The 21,401-nt window shown below is 50.2% G+C and carries 11 protein-coding genes; 3 read left to right on the plus strand and 8 right to left on the minus strand.

The window, feature by feature from the left end; all coding sequences use genetic code 11:
* The first annotated feature begins 266 nt into the window (after nt 1–266).
* The gene (locus tag OSC10802_RS49505) at nt 267–641 is read left to right on the plus strand and encodes a hypothetical protein (RefSeq protein ID WP_155967575.1); all 375 of its coding nucleotides are present in this window, start codon (nt 267–269) and stop codon (nt 639–641) included.
* 537 nt (nt 642–1,178) lie between these two features.
* Here OSC10802_RS49505 and OSC10802_RS39710 read toward each other — a convergent pair.
* The 7 genes from OSC10802_RS39710 to OSC10802_RS44260 form a co-directional block, all read right to left on the minus strand.
* Nucleotides 1,179–2,342, minus strand: a complete 1,164-nt coding sequence (locus OSC10802_RS39710) for a hypothetical protein (RefSeq protein ID WP_017716894.1) — start codon at nt 2,340–2,342, stop codon at nt 1,179–1,181.
* 208 nt (nt 2,343–2,550) lie between these two features.
* Complete coding sequence (locus OSC10802_RS0111385) at nt 2,551–3,870, minus strand: MFS transporter (protein ID WP_369797071.1); 1,320 nt, start codon at nt 3,868–3,870, stop codon at nt 2,551–2,553.
* A 5-nt stretch (nt 3,871–3,875) separates the two neighbouring features.
* On the minus strand, nt 3,876–10,472 hold the full coding sequence (locus OSC10802_RS39715; protein WP_017716896.1) for a non-ribosomal peptide synthetase: 6,597 nt from the start codon (nt 10,470–10,472) through the stop codon (nt 3,876–3,878).
* A 248-nt stretch (nt 10,473–10,720) separates the two neighbouring features.
* A complete protein-coding gene (locus OSC10802_RS49510) occupies nt 10,721–10,909 on the minus strand; it encodes a hypothetical protein (protein WP_017716897.1) in 189 nt (62 codons plus the stop codon).
* A gap of 312 nt (nt 10,910–11,221) precedes the next feature.
* A complete protein-coding gene (locus tag OSC10802_RS44255) occupies nt 11,222–13,642 on the minus strand; it encodes a Vps62-related protein (RefSeq protein WP_017716898.1) in 2,421 nt (806 codons plus the stop codon).
* A 612-nt stretch (nt 13,643–14,254) separates the two neighbouring features.
* Nucleotides 14,255–14,530: a hypothetical protein gene (locus OSC10802_RS49515; protein ID WP_155967577.1), complete on the minus strand. Its 276-nt coding sequence runs from the start codon at nt 14,528–14,530 to the stop codon at nt 14,255–14,257.
* A gap of 186 nt (nt 14,531–14,716) precedes the next feature.
* A complete protein-coding gene (locus OSC10802_RS44260; protein ID WP_017716900.1) occupies nt 14,717–16,681 on the minus strand; it encodes an RNA polymerase sigma factor in 1,965 nt (654 codons plus the stop codon).
* Nucleotides 16,682–17,804: 1,123 nt separating this feature from the next.
* Here OSC10802_RS44260 and OSC10802_RS49520 point away from each other — a divergent pair.
* Nucleotides 17,805–18,152, plus strand: coding sequence for a hypothetical protein (locus tag OSC10802_RS49520; RefSeq protein WP_155967579.1), 348 nt, complete (start codon nt 17,805–17,807; stop codon nt 18,150–18,152).
* Nucleotides 18,153–18,181: 29 nt separating this feature from the next.
* Here the strand turns inward: OSC10802_RS49520 and OSC10802_RS44265 are convergent, their stop codons facing one another.
* Nucleotides 18,182–19,435 (minus strand): RNA polymerase sigma factor, encoded by a 1,254-nt coding sequence (locus OSC10802_RS44265; RefSeq protein WP_017716901.1) that lies wholly within the window; start codon nt 19,433–19,435, stop codon nt 18,182–18,184.
* Between the two features lie 1,036 nt (nt 19,436–20,471).
* On the opposite strand from OSC10802_RS44265, the gene OSC10802_RS0111420 reads away from it, so the two are divergent.
* On the plus strand, nt 20,472–21,065 hold the full coding sequence (locus tag OSC10802_RS0111420) for a hypothetical protein (RefSeq protein WP_017716902.1): 594 nt from the start codon (nt 20,472–20,474) through the stop codon (nt 21,063–21,065).
* Nucleotides 21,066–21,401: the final 336 nt, after the last annotated feature.

Below are 21,401 nucleotides of genomic sequence, written 5' to 3' on the forward strand. Positions count from 1 at the left end.
CTTGATTCGGGAGATGGGGAATCTCCTGGCGCTCTCGCGCCGGTCATCTGGCCAGGGTGTGAGGGAACTGATGGCTAACCCCAGACCTGTCTGCTGACCGGCTTGCTGGGTGAAGCCGGTTCGGCCTGGGATTTTTTAGGATAGAATAGTTTTTGTACAACCTAGGGTTTTAGTTCTTATGGTGGGAAATCGACTGCGGTAATCACTCTAGTTTTACTGCTTAACCGGCTTCTTTTTCCTGACAGCATTGAAGAACAGAGTCAGCCGTGATAGCTGGGGGCGGAACATTTTGGCGAATCCACACCGGCAATTGGAAATTGCGGGGCAAATATATGCCGGTGATTGCACGTCGCATCTCTAATATATCCCGGCGATTGGAAATCGCAGCTATACAAACAAAGTCCGCCTACGCGGACTTTAGAGAGCGTGGCAAAGTAGACACCGGCGATTGGAAATTCACGCTCGATTTACATTTCGTCCGCCGGCGCGGACTTGGGAGGAAGCAAGGGCGTGTTATACTTAAAGTGGGGCCGGCTGAGTCACCGGCAGCAGTCGCAAATTTGAAAATTCAGACAGCCGGTGTTTCGTCTAATGCCTCAGCACCGGCTCCCCCTGCAAGGTCGATGGCTGCAGTTGATTAGTTTAATCCAGGACTTCAATTGCCTAGCTGCACGCATTGGAATGCACCCCCGGAAAAATACCGGCACCGCTGCCGGCGGCAGCCGGTTTAATCCCTAACAGTTCTGCCGGAATAGCTGAGGCTTTCCCAGATACCCTGAGAAAGAGAGCGCATCAATGCCAGCTGTTTTAAGCTTCATACAAAAGCTCTTTAGGAGCTACATAGTTCCCACGAATAGATATCGCAGGACAGCCGGAATACCTGTCCCAATATCTGGAAGTGCGTGCTTCGTGTAATGTAAACCCAGCGCTCCTGCGGAAGTCCATGACTGAGCTGTCTATTGCTAGACTTCCTCGAAAAAGAGCTGCGGCACTGCGAGCGAGTGGTGGTTGCAACTGACGCGCTCGATCTGTGATGAGGTGGAGGCTATCAAAGCAGTGCAAAAGCAGGAATGCCGGTGCTATCGCTCCTGGAACTTGAATTATCAAAGCACATGGCTAGGAGTGACAGCAGCCCCCGCAGGGCGACTGCTATCATATTTCCAATTAGCAGGAGACTGCTATTCGTCCAACTCATCTTCTTCCAGAGGGTCAGAAAAGCCGTAGTCTTCTAGTTGACCCTCGCGCCGCACGTCACAGGTGACGCAGTGAAACGAGCCGCCGAAAGTGTAGACGTGGCGGAAGTCAACCGGAATGACTGTGAAGCCTAAATCTTTGAGAAGGCTCTGCATCGGTTCTTCCTGCTTTTCCACAACTACTGTTTCGGGGTCTAAACTCAAGATATTCATGCACACCCAACTGCTGCACATATACATAGGCCAATTTTCGGGGAGGGTGGAGGGAGCAGCCTCGATTAAATCCCATCCGGCTTTTTTGAAAAGCTCCTTTTCAATGCAAGGTCTAGCGGGATTAATTAAAGCTAATCCGGGGCGGAGGGGGACTAGAGAGGCGTCAATATGCATGGGGTTGAAGTCGGGGAAATTGATCACATGTACCCGAAATTTGTCGCCCAGATGCCGTTTGAGCCAGGTTATTCCTATTTTGTTCGTGACGTGGCTGCGCTGCACGAAAAAATCTCGCCCAAAGCGGACAATATCAGCGGCGTCGAAGCAAGGTTCAGTCTCTCGGGTTACAAAGTGCCCTTTTTCAGTGAGGGCGTAGCGCTCTTGAACGGGTTTTTCGGCAAATTCAGCATCATAGAATTTGTCAGACATGGAAGGCTTGGGAGCCACTGTCCACTTCGCTCCCCGCCGCAAGTATTCCACCATCAAAGAACGGTAAGCGCGGTATTCAAAGTAGCGCGAGCGCCATGCCATTGGGGCTTCAATAATTTCGTTGCCGGCGACGATGAGGACATCGCGAGGCATGGCGGCATAGAAACCGCTGGCTTCAAAATCAGGAGTTTTGTAAGGTTGGGTAAAGTCGATGATGCTGGGGCGTCGCACGGTGACACCTTCGGCTTCTAAAATTCGACAAAAGTCGTTTAATTCTTTGGCAGCTGCTCCTACGAGTTCGTGAGGAAAAGGTTGACCGGCATACTTTTGGAAAAACCACAAGTTGCTGGGGTAAGAGTTAGTGAGTAGTGCCGGTTCTAATGGAGGAACCGCCGCGCCCTCTATGCGACCGACGATGACTTCTTGGAGAGGGTCCCATTCGTTGTAGCTGTTAACGACTGGAAGTTGCCGGTGAGAGGCTGTATTAGGGGCTTGTTGCAACTGCGACACTTTTTTGGCTCCTGAAGTAAGTTAAAAAATTATTGACTGCATCATATGATTTAACTCGATTTTCTGGCTGTACGACTCGCGAAAGCAGGAAACATCGCAATGGACAGCTCAGGAATGGACTTCCGCCGGAATGCTGCGCTTACAAAGCCGTTGCACGAAGGAAGAACTTCTGGATATTGGGACAGGCATTTCCTGTCCTGCGATATACCTAAATTGCATCGGGCAGTTCGTCTTCTATAAACCGCAAGCGAGGATATCGATAGGCGGCAAAAGTTATCAGTATGGCTAGCACTTCCATCGTAATAAATAGCAGGCCAATGCCACGACCTGGCCCCACGCCAATGATTTGTCCGACGCTTCCTGCCAAGAAACCGTCAGCTGCCATTAAAGGTTCAAAGATTCGGTCTGCTAGAGGGCCGGCTACAACATAAGCGAGGGGGATGCACGAAAAACAAATCATTTGGATTGTGGCAAAGACCCGGCCTTGAATATCGGGAGGAACTTTTCGGAGTAAAATCCCATGAGAACAGCCATTGACGAGCGGCAGGCTGAAGAAAAAGATGAAGTTAGCCAGGGAAAAAAGGGCGGCGTCAGTGCGTAAGCCCAATGACAATATGCACAAATGACAGAGAAAATCGAAAGCAAATACGCCACTAATTAAAGGTCTAGATCCTCCCCACAAACTCATAGAAAAACTGCCCAACAGCATCCCGGCACCACCGATGGATTGAATGGTTCCGAGAACGGTAATAGAAGCGAATGATAGGACCAGAGGTGTGAGCAAAACCTCAACCAGTCCAAAAACAAAGTTATCCACTGCAAATATAATCAGCAGCATTAACAGTCCGGGTCGAATAGCAATGTAAGTCCAGCCGTAAGTTACTTCTTGCCAGAAAGAAGTTGTCCCCTCTTTTGGAACAGCAGAAGTTTTAGCGTCAGGAAAACGAACGAGCAACAGGGTTGTTACGGCAAACAGGAAAGTGGCAAAGTCAATAAAAATGACACCTTGAAGCTGGACAATTCCAAGCAAAACTCCAGCCAGCAGTGGAGAGATTAGCTGGGCGCACGCTTCTCCTGACTGAACCATGCCGCTGGCGCGAGGTAGGTGTTCTTTCGGCACCAATAAAGAGGTCGAAGCCGTGTAAGCGGGCAACTGAAAGGCTTTGCAGACAGAACTCAGACTGACGGTGAGGTAAATATGCCAGATTTGAAGGCTGCCGGTGGCGAGTAATAAAGCGATCGCCACCGTAGTTAAGCCCGCCCCGGAGTCAGACAGAATCATGCACCATCGCCGGTTCCATCGGTCAACTATTGCGCCGGCTACCGGGGAAATCAGGATACTGGGCAGCATGGCAAATAGCAAAATCAGGGAGAATTGGGTGACTGAACCTGTACGCTGGTACACCCACACTCCTAATGCGAAGTTAGTCAGACCCGACCCAATCAGGGATATCAGTTGTCCGAACCAGACGAGAAGAAAAACACCCATTCCACCTGTAAAGGATCGAAAATTCTTAAGACTGCGCATGATACCTAATTTTTGCTATTTTGCGGGTGGTTTGGATCTAATTGCAACACATAGCCCTCACAATGCAGGTCGGCTGCCTGAAAGCCCAACCGTTCTAAACCTTGATAATGCTGCACGCAATTTTCCAGATTGGGCAATCCTACAGTCGGCTCCATATCCTCAAAACGAGAAGAGAGGAGACTGGACATGACGCATCCCATGATGTTCAGAGGATTGACAGGCTCAAAATAGGCTGACCATGAATCTTCGTCCATGTTATTTTTTATCGATTCGGGCACGTAAATGACCGTTTCTATCGGGTCAGGTGCGTGAAGCGCTCCACCTTCGGTGAACAGAATATCTTTCTGTTTCTCAAAGCGCTTAATCGCCTGTTCTGGAGAAAAGCAGTGTGGGCCAGAATCATCGACAATTAAAGTGCCCGGTTTCACTCGCTCGATGTCGAGAATATCTGGTACGTTGGTAGCGCCAATTATTAAGGTAGCGTCGTAGATTTCCGGCGGCAGTTCAGATGAAGATGAAGAGGTCGCTATTTGGAGGGAACCTCGAAACCCTAAATCACCGCTCAGTTCCCGTTGAAGATTTTGGAGTGATTCCAGTTTACTGTAAATATCGCAGAGGATAATTGATTTGGGATGTGGCAAGCATTTTAACATCAGGCGCAGGCTATTAATCCCAATCGAACCCAAACCGATGAAAGCTACTTTCTCTCGCTCTAGAGAACGGTTGCTAACCTGTAAAATTTTCTTAATCGTTAGGACAACAGTAGAGCAGGTTGTAGCGTGTCCCGTAGTGATTGCCGGTAAGTCGTTACGCCCCTCAATAGCTTTGGCAATCGCACGACCGTAATCCGTTGCCGAGGGAATCAACCCCGTTAAGGAAACAGTTTTAGCACCGAGTCGCCCTGCCATTTCCAAAGCTTCAACAACCCCTCGCAAGAGTTTCTGCGGATCGCTGTACAGTTCATCCTCAAATATAGGGAGGGTTAGTCCCGCTATTCGACCCCATTTAGTCTGCATAACAGCATCCCACATGGGAAGGCTGCCAAACCAATTTTGAAGAATTTCCTGGCGAGGCAAGCTGGTTGCTTTTAGGAAGGAGAGGGGAATATAACCCAGAGCGGCTGAATCAACGGGTGCTATCTTGCCTACAGCAAACAAGGAGAGCAAGGAGCGCTGCTCTCGCTTAAAAAATGGAGAGGAGTCTGTGGTTTGGGGCAAAGAGGCGGTCATGGGTTTTTCAACTTTGGGTTGAAGGGTTTCTCGATTGACAGATGGATCTGTGGCGAGCAGGGGCTCGATGGCTTCGGCTAATTCAGCTATAGTGGGGTGCTGAAATAGAAGCTTGACTGAAAATTTAAGGTTCATCTCTACTGACAGCTTAGATACCAGGGCCGCTGCTTGCAGGGAATGTCCTCCCATTTCAAAGAAATTATCATTGATGCCCACCCTTTCTAATCCCAGGACTTCAGCCCAGACAGCAGCCAGTTTCGCTTCAGTCGGTGTGCGAGGGGCGACAAATTTGTCTTCCAGTTGGTTGTGGAAGCTATCTGCTGCCGGTAGGGCGCGGCGGTCTACCTTTCCGTTAGGTGTCAGCGGCAGCGCTTTCATCAGCACAAAAGCGCTGGGAACCATATAGTCTGGCAGTTTTTGTTTCAGGTAATCGCGCAGGGAACTACTCAGCGTGCGCTGCAAAGTTTTCCACAACTCTTGAGTGTCCAACTGATAGGCTACGCTTTGGTCAACTAATGCCTGTTCGGCAGGTGTAAGATTAAAGTGAACCCCAGCCTGTGGTGGGTGCGACCAGGCGACTGTCCCAGAAAGCCAGTGCGGTTCTGCCTCCCCAGGCAGTTGCAAGTGCAAGCGGACGCGGCTACCTTTATCAAGAGCTGGCACGCCCACCAGAGCAACGCCGCCGGTGGAGATATCCTCTGTATGGAGGTAGATGGTGTTATCGTCTACTTCTAGTTGGCATTCACTGTGATAAGGGATGCGCTCTGGGATGAGGTTGGAGACGACATAAGCTACGAGGCGTTTGAGGCCAGGTGTGTCTTCTCGGCAAATAACTGCCACTTCTCGCACGTCAGGATGTTGGACTAATGCCGCTTCAATTTCGCCCAGTTCGACGCGGAATCCGCGTATTTTTACCTGGCTGTCAATGCGACCGAGGTATTCGATGTTGCCGTCTGGTAGATAGCGGGCTAGGTCGCCGGTTTTGTAAAGGCGAGAACCAGGTTCATTGCTGAAGGGATTGGAAATAAATTTTGCTTCAGTCAAATCGGGACGGTTGAGATAGCCTTTGGCCAAACCAACGCCACCGATATGGAGTTCTCCTGGCACTCCAATCGGAACGGGTTGGTTGTGAGTGTCGAGAATATAAACTTGGGTGTTAGCGATGGGACGTCCTATGGGCGGTTTCTGATTTCCGTCATTGCAAAGGGCAACGGTGGCGGAGACAGTGGCTTCTGTTGGCCCGTAAGCGTTGAAAAACAGGCGCTCCCCAGCCCAACGCGCCACGAGGTCAGGAGGACAGGCTTCTCCGCCGACGATAACTGTCTGCAATGCCGGCAACTCAAGGGCAGGCAGAACCGCCAAAACTGAGGGGGGTAGGATGACAGTCGTGATGGCACAATCGCGCAACAGCTCCATCAAAGCAGGCCCCGGCATTAAGGAATCTCGCTTGGCCAGTACCAGTGTCGCTCCAGGCACAATAGCCATGAAAATTTCCCAAACCGATGCATCGAAGCTAAAAGAAGCGAACTGAAGAATGCGACTGTCTGGCTGTACGCCGAATAACTGAATCGTTGATGTGGCCAGGTTACACAGCCCCCGGTGCGCCAATAAGACGCCCTTGGGCTTGCCTGTAGACCCTGACGTGTAGATAAGGTAGGCGGGGTTATCTGGGATGACAGAGCTGCTGGGGTTATCCGAGCTGTGGACAGCAATTTTTTCTATGTCCCCATCCAGACAGACAACACACGCAGAGTTTGGGGGAAGTAATTCGACCAGTTGCGTCTCGGTGAGCAGCACCGGCACAGAGGAGTCCTCCAGCATGAAGGCCAAGCGCTCCTGCGGGTAAGCAGGGTCTAGCGGAACGTAAGCTCCACCGGCTTTCAGGACGCCCAAGATTCCGACAATCATCTCAAAGGAACGCCCCACACACAGACCGACCAATACTTCTGGCCCCACACCCAAGCTTTGCAGGTAGTGGGCGAGTTGATTGGCACGCCGGTTTAATTCCCGATAGGTGAGCTGTTCCCCTTCAAACACTAGGGCCACAGCATCGGGCGCTCGCTCAACTTGCTCCTCAAATAGCTGATGGACACACTTATCCTGGGGATACTCAGCCCAAGTGTTGTTCCACTCGATTAATAGCTGCTGTCGCTCTGCTGGTGTCAGCAGGGGCAATTCAGAAATTTTATGTTTTGGATTGGCTGCGATTGCTTCCAGCAAGGTCTGGAAATGTCCCGCCATCCGAGCGATGGTGGCCTCATCAAAGATGTCAGTATTGTATTCCCACACTCCCATCAATCCAGAAGCCGTATTCTCCATTGATAGGGTCAGGTCGAATTTCGCCGTGCCGGTTTCCACGGCTTGTGGACTTACAGTTAAGTCAGGTAACTCCACAGAAGGCACCAAAGCATCGTCGAGCGCAAACATCACCTGGAACAGAGGCGTGTGGCTTAAGTCTCGCGTTGGCTGCAATGCCTCTACTAGCTGCTCAAAAGGCAGGTCTTGATGCGCGTATGCGCCGAGCGCCACTTCCCGGACTCTGCCAAGCAACTCTTCAAAAGTGGGATTTCCGCCGAGGTCTGTCCGCAGCACTAAGGTATTGACAAAAAAGCCAATTAGCCCTTCGATTTCTGCGAGGTGGCGGTTAGCAATCGGCGAACCCACCAGAATATCATCTTGCCCGGATAAGCGGGAGAGGAGCGTTTGAAAAGCTGCCAGAAGCGTCATAAACAGAGTGGCGCTTTGGCGATGTGAGAGGGCAAGGAGTGCTTTTGATAAAGGCCTGGGTAATGAAAATGGCTGAATAGCACCTCGGAAAGTCTGCTCGGATGGACGCAGACGATCGGTTGGCAGATTCAGCACAGCTGGCGCTCCTGCTAATTGCTGCTTCCAGTAAGCCAGCTGGCCATCTATTGTTTCACCCAACAGCCACTGCTGCTGCCAAACGGCAAAGTCTGCATATTGTACGGGCAGTTCTTTTAGCGGCGAGGTAGCACCGGCGCTAAAAGCTTCGTAGAGTGCTGTCAGTTCGCGGAAAAATACACCTATTGACCACCCATCAGTGATAATGTGATGCATCGCCACCAGGAATATGTATTCCTCTTCGTTGAGTTGGAAAAGTTGGCACCGCAATAATGGCCCAACTTCCAGGTGGAAAGGCTCCCCAGCTGCCTCAGTTACCAACTTCAGCGCTTTGGCTTCTCGTTCGCCTTCAGGAAGCTCTCGCAAGTCTACCACCGGCAGGGTGAAATTGGCTTTCGGCGCGATTGCCAAGACGGGGAACCCGTCTGCCACAGTAAATGTCGTGCGGAAAATTTCGTGCCGCTTGACAAGAACGTCCAAGCTCCGCTCCAAAGCAGCTACGTTGAGGTTTCCACTCAAGCGAAAAGCTTCGGGAACATTGTATAAAGAGCTGTTGGGCACCAACCGGTCTAGGAACCACAAGCGCTGCTGGGCAAAGGACAGGGGCAAATCTTGATTGCGAGAAACGGATTGGATGGGGGGAACCTGCAAGCCAAGTGCTTCTCGACGCGCTGACTCCAAGCTCAATGCCAAGCCGGCAATCGTAGGAGATGCGAACAGAGAGCGCAGAGGCAACTCCACCTGAAAAGTCTGGCGCACTCGCGAGATGACTTGAGTCGCTTTCAAGGAATGTCCCCCTAACTCGAAGAAGTTGTCGAAGATACCAACCCGCTGCAGTCCCAGCACTTGAGCCCAGATTCCTGCAAGAATTTCTTCGATGGGGGTGCGAGATGCGACAAAATTATTTTGCAGTTGAAATTGAATTGGGTCGGGTGCGGGTAGGGCGCGGCGATCTACCTTGCCGTTGGGTGTCAGAGGCAGTGCATCCAGCATCACAAAAGCACCCGGCACCATGTAATCTGGCAGTTGGTCTTTAAGAAAACGGCGCAGGTCACTGATTGCGGGTGCCGGTTGCTGATGTGGGACAACGTAAGCCACCAGTTGCTTGTCGCCTGTAACGAAATCTCTGGCGATGACCGCAGTCTCTCTGACACCAGGATGCTGGCTCAGTACCGCTTCAATTTCGCCGGGTTCGATGCGGAATCCGCGAATTTTCACCTGGTCATCTATCCGACCGAGGTATTCGATATTGCCGTCGGGCAGGTAGCGAACTAAGTCCCCTGTTTTGTAGAGGCGCTCAGAGGGAGAATCACTAAAGGGGTTACAAAGGAATCGCTCAGCGGTTAAATCCGGACGGTTGAGATAGCCCCGAGCTAAACCAGCGCCTCCGATGTGCAACTCACCCGCAACGCCGATGGGTACAGGCTGCCCATTTCGATACAGGATGTAGGTTTCGACATTAGCAATCGGACGCCCAATCGGCAACTCCTTCAATGTGGCCTCGGCTGCTGATAGCTCGCAGATCGTTGTCCCGACAGTGGCTTCTGTAGGGCCGTAAACATTTACCAGACGCACTTGTTGCCCCACACGCTCAATCCAGCTTTTCAATTTTTCGGAAAGCGCTTTTTCTCCCCCAATGCTAACCAAGCGAATTGACGGTGGGAATACGAATTGTTCTTGGCTTAATATGGCGGACAGTTCGTGCCAGTAAGCTGTTGGCAGCGCCAGTATAGTTATTTTAAAATCGCTACACTTTTGCAAAAATACACCAACTGAATCCAGCAGGGAGTCGGTTCGCAATACGAGTGTCGCACCCGAAGTCAGGCCGGTGTAGATTTCTTCGGCACTGGCATCGAAACTAATAGAGGCAAACTGCAAAACGCGATCGCACTCCTCTATTCCATATTCAGCACTCACAGCCGTCGTGTAATTGACTAGCGATCTGTGTTCAATTAAAACGCCTTTGGGTTTTCCTGTAGACCCTGAGGTGTAGATAACGTAGGCCAAGTTTTCTGGCTTTACTCCGCTCGAAGAGTTATTTGAGCTGTGAAAAGCAATTTCTTCCCAATCTGAGTCTAAGCAGATAACACGTGCGGAGTGTGTGGGGAGTTTCTCCACTAGCTTTTCTTGGGTCAGCAGCACCGGCACAGAAGAATCTTCCAGCATGAAGGCCAAGCGCTCTTTAGGATATGTGGGGTCAAGCGGAACGTAAGCGCCACCGGCTTTCAGGACGCCCAAAATTCCCACAATCATCTCAAAGGAACGCTCTACGCAGATGCCCACCAATACTTCTGGCCCTACACCCAAGCTGTGCAGGTAGTGGGCGAGTTGATTGGCACGGCGGTTTAATTCCCGATAGGTGAGCTGTTCCCCTTCAAATACTACCGCCACAGCGTCGGGCGCTCGCTCAACTTGCTCTTCAAATAACTGGTGAATGCAGCGATCGTGGGGATATTGTGTGGTTGTATTATTCCACTCGTTTAATATTTTATGCCGTTCGGCTTCTGTCAAATGCCGGTGGCCAGAAAGTTGAGTTTCTGGATTAATGGCTGAATTTTAACGGTTTATAATTTGGTCATTCATAAAATAACGCTGGAGTATATTTCTGGAAATATTTAAGAGTTTTTAGCTCAAGAAATTGACATTTTATTGGCTGTAATTACCATCAAATAAAAAAGCTGTTTGATTCGAGGGCGGGCTTCTAGCTGTTCCTGAATATTTTTAAAACGTTTTCCTTCGCAACTATTATAAATAATAATTTAGGATAATCGGATGGCGTCCACAATCTTTTGCCATCCCCGTTGCCAAGCTGTAATGTCTATGTCTGAGCGAATTATCGCTGTCTTAAAAATGTTGTAAGCAACGCTTCCGGGTTCGATCTGGTAGAGAAACCATAAAGCTTGCTGGCCTGATGAGCTAGGGGTGATGGCATCATTCGGAAGTGGCATATTTTGTTTGGAAGGTATTCTGGGGTTATAGGTAAAGTGATAAATGTTGCTTTCTGGGTGTTTTAAATACGGTAGCTTAACCCAACCAACGAGCGATAAAACTAAGGGTGCGACCGCACTCTCTACTTCTTCAAAATTGTATCAATTTTAAAAAAGATAGAGGGCGACCGCGCTTGAGGAATGTGCCAAGGGAGGTAAACTCAAGACTTATTTAAGCGCACTACCTCTTAATTTAGAGAAGCCGTTGCTGAATATAACCACGGCTTCTCTGGATAATTCCAGCGTACTTTACAAAAACGCTATAGCTGTAGGCTAGGTGATATACTGGGTGGTTCCACTTGCCCAGTAGGGTTTGCCATCTTTATCGTAAGCCACCAAGTTTCCATCATCCTGCATGATTAGTTGGCTTCCTTGGTATTGAGATTCGTACTTTCCAATTGCCCAAATAGCATGGTCGTTACGGTCATAAATTACCAAATTACCATCATCTTGGAAGCGAGTCTGCCCTACAGGTTTACCATTGGTACCTGTTGCCCATAAAGGAGTCTCTAATTTGTAAACGACTAAGTTGCCATCTTTCTGATATTCTAGCCGAAATATTCGGTTGCTTGATGTCAGCTTCTCACCCGGATTTAAGCTTCCTCCAGCAGATAATTGGTCTTTCTCTCCTCTCTCTCGGTTAACGATTACCACGTCTTTTTTGAGGCAGTAAGCTTCTGGATTTTGTGGACGGTTATCGCTTTTAGCAGGTTCCCCGTAGAAAGTTCCCGCATCGATAACTGAATTTACATCCCCAGGCTTAGGCTTAATAGCCCAAAGACTACAATCCTTTGATGCCGTGGTTCCCTTATCATCCCAGAGCGAGTATGTTGCGAGAGCAGCACGAGAAACCAAGTCACTCTTCACGCAGACCAACCCGCTAATTTCATTCCCAGAAGGCTCATTATAGTTATCTTTCTGCAAACGCATGATGTGACCCAATGCAACATAACCTACAGGCGGAATTGGTTTCCAGCAGGAGTAATCTTTTGAGTTACCAGAACCTTTGTCAGTCCAAATCTGCTCAAAACGAGTTGGCGGTTTCACTGCATCAGGTTTAAGAGGTTTCACGATAATTGTTTGTCCGGTAGGTTTATTGTGATCGCCCTGAGCATATTGACCTACCCAGTACCACCCAGAATCAACACTCGGTTTGTAAACTGTCAAATCCCGGCTTGCTTTACTACCAGTGTCATCACCGTCTTTCACCAAATGCTCAGGTCCCACATACATAACTTCGAGCCAAGGAGTGGGAATAGAAAGGATTTCCTCGCATTTCTGTTTCAGTGTCTTGTCCAGAAAATCGGTAATCGGCTTCAAGTCTTCATACCCGACTATCTGCCACTTATCGACAGTTAGCGAGCTGAGCCATTTTGCGCCATCGTTAATTAGCGCTTCGTCTCCCCCTTTCAACTGCTTTATAACTTGGCTGTAACTCTCAATGCTCTTCTCTGAATTTTTATTTTCGCTCTCACTCTTGTAACCACCACTTGCGCTTGCGGTAAATCCTGCCTTATTCAAATCCGCACTAAAACCCGCTCCGAAAGAATTCACCTCAGCCGTTATATCCGCCTGCCCCGAAAAGGTTTCCGACTTTTCGGCTATGATTTTGCCGCCGATGATATACGTGGTTGGAACAAAGTAGCCGTATTCTTGAAATACTTGCCGCAATGAAGCAAGGTCTTGGGCGCGTTCTACGCGCTCTTTAAACTCATCGGTTATCTGTATAGTATCCTTTTTGAGAATCACTTTCGTCTTCTGTACGAGACGCTGTGCCACCAGAAACAAGTGAGTATTTTTGCTGAGCGTAGAGGATGCTGAGCTGGTTCCGTAACTAGCACTTAAGCCCAGCGATGCACTCAACTGAGGAATAGGAATTCCAATAGAGGCACTGACACTCTTAGAGAGCTGCTTATAAGCTTGTTTTTCCCATTCAGTGTAGTAAGCCTCACTTTGGTCACTGATTTGAACTTCATTCTCTACATCTTCTTCGGATATAGGTTGAGTTAGCTTAACACCAGCTCGGTTAACAGGCTCTAGACCTTCTGAAGTAACCTTCAAAGCTTTAGGCCATTTAAAAGTATCCAACACTGGTTTTAACTCCTTCCACCCCAGCTTAGAATAAATTCCCTTCTCGCCTGTTTCATAGCTGTCACCTTTGTCGAGAGACAAAGGGGTAGGTGCTTTCTCTTTTTCCCAGTTGGGCTTTTCATCAGGGTTAATATTTGCTTTGGGAACTTCCAGTTCCTTTTGAGCAGCTTTGGCTGCTTCCATAGACTCTTTTGCTTTCGCCTTTTGCTCTTCGGAGGTCTTCTTTTGCTCTTCTGCCTTCTGTTGCTCTTTTTCTTTCCTTTGTTCTTCGGCGAGCTTCTGTTGCTCTTCTGCCTTCTGTTGCTTTTCTGCCTTTTCCTGCTCTTCTTTTGCCTTCTGTTGCTTTTCCGTGTTGTCAGGTAAGACTACTACCTCTATGGCCCCGTCCTTTTGAAAGGTTGATAGTTTATATTCAGATTCATCTCCTGGCTCTATCTCAGCTCCGTTTTTGAGGAAGTGGAAGTGACTACCTGCCGCATCCCACTGCTTTTCTTTGATTTTTTTTCGGAGATCGTCAAGTGTTGCTGTTGCTTCTTGTTCTTCCTGAATCAAGAAAATTCTCGATTTACCATTTTCAATGGTAACTTTGATTTCGGCTGACATGAGTTCAATCTCTCAAAATTTATTCGCTTTTTTTCTGGCTTCTATTCAAAAGGAAATTGATTAGATACAATCAATTCCTTCTTAAAGGTTACTTGGCTGATTTAACAGAGCGAGCTTTGGGGTAATAGAAGAAGCATTATCCCTGATATACCAACTATATCAGCCTCCATGCTTCCTCTATCTCAAACATCAAGTTTTATCCCTTATTTGATCCCTTATTTGGATTAGCTCCTTGTGCCGAAGGGGAAGAATTTTCGGTGCTTTTGTTTTTTTTACCCTGGTCGGTTTCCCCCCCATCGGCATGGGTATCTTTAGGGTCTGAGGGGCCGTCGGCGGGTCTATTTTTTTCGTGCATTCGTCTGTCCTCTTGATCCTTTATTTGGAAATTTTCCTACTTTAAAGACGGAACTAAACAGGAATTGCTGAATAAATTTTTATGTTTAGTTAATTTTTGAGACCTTGAGCAAAACAAGTCATTTTTTACCACAAACAAGAAAAGCGCTCGCCCCCTCATCCCAAACTTTACCAACCGCGATCACACCTCTTCATCTCCAACTCAACCAAAAAGCGAGCGCATCCCACAAAAAAGAGACGCGATCACTTATTCTCGATTTACTGGAAATATACACTCACTGTATATGTTGCTGGAAGGGTTGTGGTTAGTCGTACTGTGTAACTCCCTCCTGCATTTTGCAATCCCTGCTTGTAGCCGTTTGCTTGCGATAATGTAAAACTATTCATGCTCCCTACCTGCGGAGTAATGTCTACAATGACACTTTGTGGTTTCGTTGATCCCGTTCCAACTAGATTGGCATACAATGTATATAAACCAATCTTTTCTACAACTCCGATCTGCACTGCGTTGCTTAGTTCTATACTCTCTGCCATGATACTCTTCCTTTCTCGTTAAATATCTTACTTACCATATTAAGGACGCTTCCTGAAAGCCATTTCTGACATTTTAGATTTGGAATTTTTTCCTCATTCTCAACTCTCCTAACCGCGATCGCACCCGTTAGTCTCAAATTCAACCAAAAAAAGCAATTTCTTGAGCTTCTACTTCCTTAACACTCATCAAAAGCGCTTATAGAGAACAATACCAAGGAAGAGAGCGCAATAATCGCACATTCTCCCGCAACGTTCCCACCGGCACCCATTGTCGCCCCACACCACCGGCTCAACCCACCGGCACCACTCACCCCTGACTTCCAACACCAATTCCCTTATACCATAAAACAGCTGCGAACCACCGAAACAGTGCAGCCACCGAGAGAATGGCCCTACTACCGGCTTCCCGATAAAACTAAATTCGGATAACCTCCCCCCAGAACTCCCCGCCACAGAATCCGACTCAGAATCCCCCACAGATACCGCAACCACCGGCAACTCCTCACCGGCAACACACTCCACCTCCGCCACCGCAAGAGATAGAGTCACCGGCACCCCCACAACCGGCTCAACTCCCCCATTCCCCTGGGACATTTCCTCAATTCCCAACTCGGGAACCACCGGCATCACCGCCAATTCCATTATTGTCCCATCCTCCCCTTCCAGAATTGCCGGCACTTCACAGATGCGCTCTCCCACATTCTGGCCAGAAATCTCTTGCGGTTCCCCCATCTCTTGATGAGACAGCTCTTCAGATTCCTCCAACTGTTCCAATAATATCACAGTCTCAGGCAGAATCGGTTCAACTTGAGCAGCCTTCTGAGCCGCCTTCTTGGACTTAGCTCGTTTTGCCGGCACCTTGGCTGTAGCCGGTTCCGTTCCCTCCTCCCCGATAAAATATCCCCGCAACTTCTTTGCCAGAATGGCCCGCGCCTGGGAAATGCGCTTGCAGACATTCTGGTAGGGAACCTCTTGCCTTTCGACTATCTCTTGATGAGACAGTCCTTCATAAAAATTTAGCATAAAAGTCTCGCCCCTCGTGGCCGGCAAATCATCAATAGCGCGGCGAATCACCATTTTATCTTCCCGATCCAAGGTCGCCGCCACAGAATCCGACTCAGAATCCCCCACAGATACCGCAACCACCGGCAACTCCTCACCGGCAACACACTCCACCTCCGCCACCGCAACAGATAGAATCACCGGCACCCCCACAACCGGCGCAACTCCCGCATTCCCCTGGGACATTTCCTCAATTGCCGGCTCTCTTCCCACCGGCATCACCGCCAATTCCATTATTGTCCCATCCTCCCCTTCCAGAATTGCCGGCACTTCACAGATGCGCTCTCCCACATTCTGGCCAAAAATCTCTTGCCGGTTCCCCATCTCTTGATGAGACAGCTCTTCAGATTCCTCCAACTGTTCCAATAATATCACAGTCTCAGGCAGAATCGGTTCAACTTGAGCAGCCTTCTGAGCCGCCTTCTTGGACTTAGCTGGTTTTGCCGGCACCTTGGCTGTAGCTGGTTCCGTTCCATCCTCCCCGATAAAATATCCCCGCAACTTCTTTGCCAGAATGGCCCGCGCCTGCGAGATGCGCTTGCAGACAGTCTGGTAGGAAATCTCTTGCCTTTCGGCTATCTCTTGATGAGACAGCTCTTCATAAAAATGTAGCATAAAAGTATCGCGCATCAAGGCCGGCAACTCATCAATAGCGCGGCGAATCACCATCTTTTGATCTTCCCGCTCCAAGGCGCTTGCCGGTGTGTCGTCAACAGAAACCAGTCCTAGCTCCTCTCGCTCCGCATACACTTCTATATCCTCAACTTGGTTCGCACAAGGGCGACGCTGCATATCGAGCCAGAAATTACGAACCAGCACCGTCACCCAAGATTTGAAGTTAGCTATTTTTCCCGCGAACTTTTGCATCTTTTCCCAAGCTTTAAGCGCCGCCTGACTCAGCAGGTCTTCCGCTTCCGTTTTGTTGCCGTTCTTCCAACGGAGACAGCAACGAAACAGGTAGTCTCGGTACTTTTGCCAGAGTGGCCAGAAGGCACGGATGTCACCGGCAGCCAGCCGCTGTAACAGTTGCTGCTCTTCGTCAGGATTGTCTTGCAGATAGGTATTTTTCTTAAAGCTAGTCACGGCCATAATCCGGGAAATAGATAACTTCTGCGGTCAATTGGCTGGCGTTATGATAAGCGCTCACCCCTGCTCGCCGGCGAGCGAGCCGGTGCTGTGCGCTTCCATTAGCTAGACGTTTCTGTCAGGCAATTTGTGAATTCAGCATTTGCTAGAGCACGGGCCAAATCGTTTCGGACATTAGACATTGAGGCCATAGAGAGCATCCCACTTTTGTATTCCGGCTGAAAGAGTGTCGGCTAGAGAGATTTTATCCGCCTCTTCCCAGGAGGTCGAGAGGGGATACAGGTTCTTTTAGCCCGCGCAGGCGGGCTTTGTTTGTATAGCCGCGATTTCAAGATACTGTTGGCGAATTGATGTAGGGTAAGACCCCACACCCAAATTTCCTCGTTCCCAGCTCAAGCTTGCAGGAGGAAAAACTGCGCAGATTGTGAGAGGATCGATCTACTCTTAGCCCGCGAAGGCGGGCTTCGTCTGTATAGCCGCGATTTCCAATCGCCAGGAACCTGGGCTAATCGCCGACGAACTAGCCAGAGGTCTAACCCCTCACGAATTCGCCAACACCATCTTTCAATCGCCAGGGTGTATCTGCAAAAACGGGATGCTCCCGAGGCCATACCTCGCCTGACATCAAGCCTGTCCCCATCTCCGCAAGTGCGTGCTGAGGGCACCGGCTTATGTTACGCTGCGAGATTCCCTGTCCATTCCTGACGGCCATAATCCGGAAAATAGATAACTTCTCCGGTCAATTGGCCGACGTTACGATAAACGCTCGCCCCCGCTACAGCTAGAGCTATAGCCGGTGCTGTGCGCTTCTATTAGTTAGACGGTTGGCTCAGGCAATTTGTGAATTCAGCAGTTGCTAGAGCGCTAGCCAAATCGTTTTGGACATTAGACATGGTGGCCATTCATCGACAGACATTTTGCCTGTACCCATCTCCGGTGTGCCTACCGAGCGGGCTTATGTTCTGCTGCGACATTCCCTGTCCATTCCTGACGGCCATCATCCGGGAAATAGATAACTTCTCCGGTCAATTGACCGGCGTTACGAGAAACGCTCCCCCCCGCTACAGCCTGAGCTATAGCCGGTGCTTCACGCTTCTATTAGCTAGACGTTTTTGTCAGGCAATTTGTGAATTCGCCACTTGCTATAGGACTAGCCAAAGGGTTTCCGACATTAGACATGGAGGCCATACCTCGCAGTCACCGGCATCACGCCTGTCCCCATCTCCGCAAGTGCCTGCTGAGCCCACCGGCTTATGTTATGCTGCGAGATTCCCTGTCCATTCCTGAACTCTCCATTGCTAGAGCAATAGACAGCTCAGTAATGGACAAGGCATCTCACTTGCTAGTAGGGATAGTGACAGGCGAGACGCCTGTCCTACGTCCGTGTTCTAAGCGATCGCGCATTTTTTCGCATGCCAAATCCCGCGATTTGCACTCCAACAAAAGCGCTCGCGCCACCAATGCTAAACACTGATTCAAAGCCAATTTTTCCCCACCTATTGTTCAGATGGAAGACAGCCAACACCCCCCACTGTCCGCCCAAACCCTCCAGCACAGTCCAAAAAGCCACCGTATCTCCCGCACACCGGCGTGTGGCTGTTTCTGGCCCAGGTGCCCATCTGAGATAGATGCGCCAACGTCTGGACTATGGACCGGCGTCCCCCCTGTCCCCATATCTCGGCGTAGGACCGGCGTCCCCCCTGTCCTCCCCCCTGTCCCCATCTCTCGGCGTAGGACCGGCCTCCCGCCTGTCCTCCCCCCTGTCCCACAACCGGCGAGAAGGTGTGGGTGCCGGGCTGCGAGGATTGTCCACCCCAAAAGAGGTTCCCCACCGGCAGCAATCCCCAACTCCAAATCTAAACAAGTCTCCCCTGGAGCAGGCACCACCGGCACAGCAGAAAGCCCAGCCATTGGTTCCCCACCGGCAACAATCCCTAATGGCTCCTCTTCCAACGCCTCAAAAGAAGCCGGTGCAACAGAAACCGCCGCCCCCACAGGTTGCGAATCGGCAACAATACCCAACTCCTTATCTGCACAAGCCTGCTCAGAAGCCTCCGCACCCACCGGCTCCCCACTTCCAACCGGCAGCATCCAGGGCAAACTTTCCCCAACAGCCGGTGCTCGCAGCGAGCGCTTCTTGGACTTCCCCCGTTTTCGAGGTTCCGGACGAAGCCCATCTTCCTCCCCCACAAACTCCCTCAACTTCTCTTTCAAAATTGCCCGCGCCTGCGACATGCGCTTGCGCACATTCTTGTAGCTAATCCCAAGCTCAAGGGCAATTTCTAGATAAGACTTCTCCTGAGAGTAGTGCAACCGAATCGGCTCGCGCAGCCCCGGAGGCAACTCATCAATTGCCCCCCCCAAAATTTTATCGCGAGCCTGCCGCTTAGCGGCAGGCTCTAATTCTTCATCCTGGCTGACTAGAACTTCATCCCCAAGACAGGGTAAGGCGTCTAGGCTCTGAGTTCTCTTCGCCTCCCTTCCCAGAGAGCGCAAGATATCTGTACCGTGGTTACGAGTCAGCGTTCTGACCCAAGCTTTAAAGTTCGCAATCCGATCGGCACCGGCCTGTACCTTTTCCCTAGCTTTCAGCATCGCCTGACTTAGGGCATCCTCAGCCAAGGTTAGGTTGTTCCCCATCTGCATAAGACAGCAGCGGTAAAGAGATTCCCACTCTTGCTGCCACAGCTCCCAAAAATTATCTTTTATATCTTCTATCCTACCGCTTTCGGATAACAGGATGGGTGTTTCTGACACCTATTTCCTCCTTTTTATTCCTGGCCACTTCCGGGTAGCGCTTGCATGCGAAACACACTTTTAGCTATTCTCCCCTTCCTCTTGCTGAACTTGTCTGGTTCTCACACATCCTCTACCCTAACCACCCCCGATCTTGATGTCAATCCCCTTTACAGAAACTTTATAGTTTCTTGACCTTGCCGCTGACAAGTCTGGCCGTCTGGCGTATTCCCTGACTGTTAAAGTAAAGGAGCGAGGTGAATTTGCGACTGGCTCTCCAAGCCCTAAACAAGGCCAATTGACTCACGGGAAAACCAAGCCATCCGAGATTTATCAAGGACAGCCTTTTGTTTCAACACACCCCTAACATGGCTCCTGGTAAACAAGAGCCACTAGCTCTAAATACTCAAGCGGATTACAGTTGCATGAGTGCCACCGGCAGGCAGTGCTGCGCGATGCCAACTCTATAAATGCATCCCCAATTTAAGGCACAATCTCAAACAAGACTGCCAAACCGGCAGTACGGCGGACTGCCGGCCAAAAGGGCGGCAGCGATCAGACTGCAGACGCTTTTCGCCAGTGGGTTCGCCAACGGGCCAACATTTGTGTTTCTGGCCTTTCCGAACTGCCACACACTTCCCTGTAGCACCGGCAACCCCCTTGACAGAAGTTCGATGGGTGTGGTTAGGGCCTTGAACCCGTTAACTCTGTGTCATCTATCTTGCCACATATTTAGTCTACTTCTCAGGGTAGATATCTGTCAACGGTCACTATTTAAAGTTTATGTAAAGAAAGGGCGCTCGGCAATGGGCATTGGCCACTTGGGCGCTGGGCACGCACGCACGCACGCTCGCACTGCTGATTTCTCGCGCAGGCGCTTTGCGCCGTGCGCTTTGAGCGCAAGTGTAAATCTTCCCCATGCCCCATGCCCCATGCCCCATGCCCCATGCCCCATGCGCCATGCCCCACAGTCAAGCTTGTGGCTGTTGGCCGGCAGCCGTGGCAAGATGGTACTGGAAGCCGCCCCCTGCCAACAGATTTGAGAGTTTAGATTGCTGTGAAAACTGCCAAGCCAAAGTCCAGACGCCAAAATTGGCCGGCACCTCTATGGCCACTGTGCCTCAGCTCGCTCGTCTTGGCGGTTGGGCTGCCACAGCAATCCGCCACCGGCATTGAGCCGGAATCTCTGGCGCAAACCGTCGAGAATATGTGCCTTGCGCCCCTCCCCAGCACCGCTCCCTTGGATTTAACCGCTTTAGATCCAAAAGCCCCCTCACCGCCACCAGGCGTGATAACCGCCGAGACGATTTCCGAGCGGGGGCTGACTGTGCCCAGTCTCTGGTGGGCAAAAGACCAGTTTGCAGGCAAGCTGCTGCAGAACTGGCTGGCGTATCCAGGTGCCGGTGAGGCGCGGGGGCGCGTGGACCTGATCGTCAACCGGCAATTCTGGAGCTTGCTCAACTATCTGGAGCGCTACCGATTTGTCAACGAGTTCGGTTTAGTCTCCCGAGATTACCGCTACAACGTCAGGGTTTTCCACAAGCGCGGAACATTCCTAGCCGCATACACCTGCACCGGCTCCTCTGGCGAACCCGTTTGCCGCATCTGTCTGGAATCCGCCGGCAGTGCCGGTTTTTCAGGGAATCCGTAAAAACCCTTCTTCAAAAGGGGCCAGGTTTACGCTGTCAGGCTATAGCGTTTTCATATAAGTGAGGCGATCTCCGGAGGTTTACGCTCCTCACTCATATAAAATCGCTATAAAGCCCAACTACTAACCTTTGGGCTAAAGCCCAACTACGAACTTTTGGGCTAAAGCCCAACTACGAACTTTTGGGCTAAAGCCCAACTACGAACTTTTGGGCTAAAGCCCAACTACGAACTTTTGGGCTAAAGCCCAACTACGAACTTTTGGGCTAAAGCCCAACTACAAACCTTTCTTCTTCCTTCTCTTGGCGTCCTTGGCTCAGGAGCGGTTTATTCCCATCAA

It is taken from the genome of Kamptonema formosum PCC 10802, assembly GCF_000332335.1.
Classification (GTDB): domain Bacteria; phylum Cyanobacteriota; class Cyanobacteriia; order Cyanobacteriales; family Oscillatoriaceae; genus Oscillatoria.

Excerpts from the sequence above, each read along its gene's own strand:
- OSC10802_RS0111385 (WP_369797071.1), bottom strand. The coding sequence starts at position 3,870 with ATGCGCAGTCTTAAGAATTTTCGATCCTTTACAGGTGGAATGGGTGTT.
- OSC10802_RS49510 (WP_017716897.1), bottom strand. The coding sequence starts at position 10,909 with ATGCCACTTCCGAATGATGCCATCACCCCTAGCTCATCAGGCCAGCAA.
- OSC10802_RS44255 (WP_017716898.1), bottom strand. The coding sequence starts at position 13,642 with ATGTCAGCCGAAATCAAAGTTACCATTGAAAATGGTAAATCGAGAATT.
- OSC10802_RS49515 (WP_155967577.1), bottom strand. The coding sequence starts at position 14,530 with ATGGCAGAGAGTATAGAACTAAGCAACGCAGTGCAGATCGGAGTTGTA.
- OSC10802_RS44260 (WP_017716900.1), bottom strand. The coding sequence starts at position 16,681 with ATGGCCGTGACTAGCTTTAAGAAAAATACCTATCTGCAAGACAATCCT.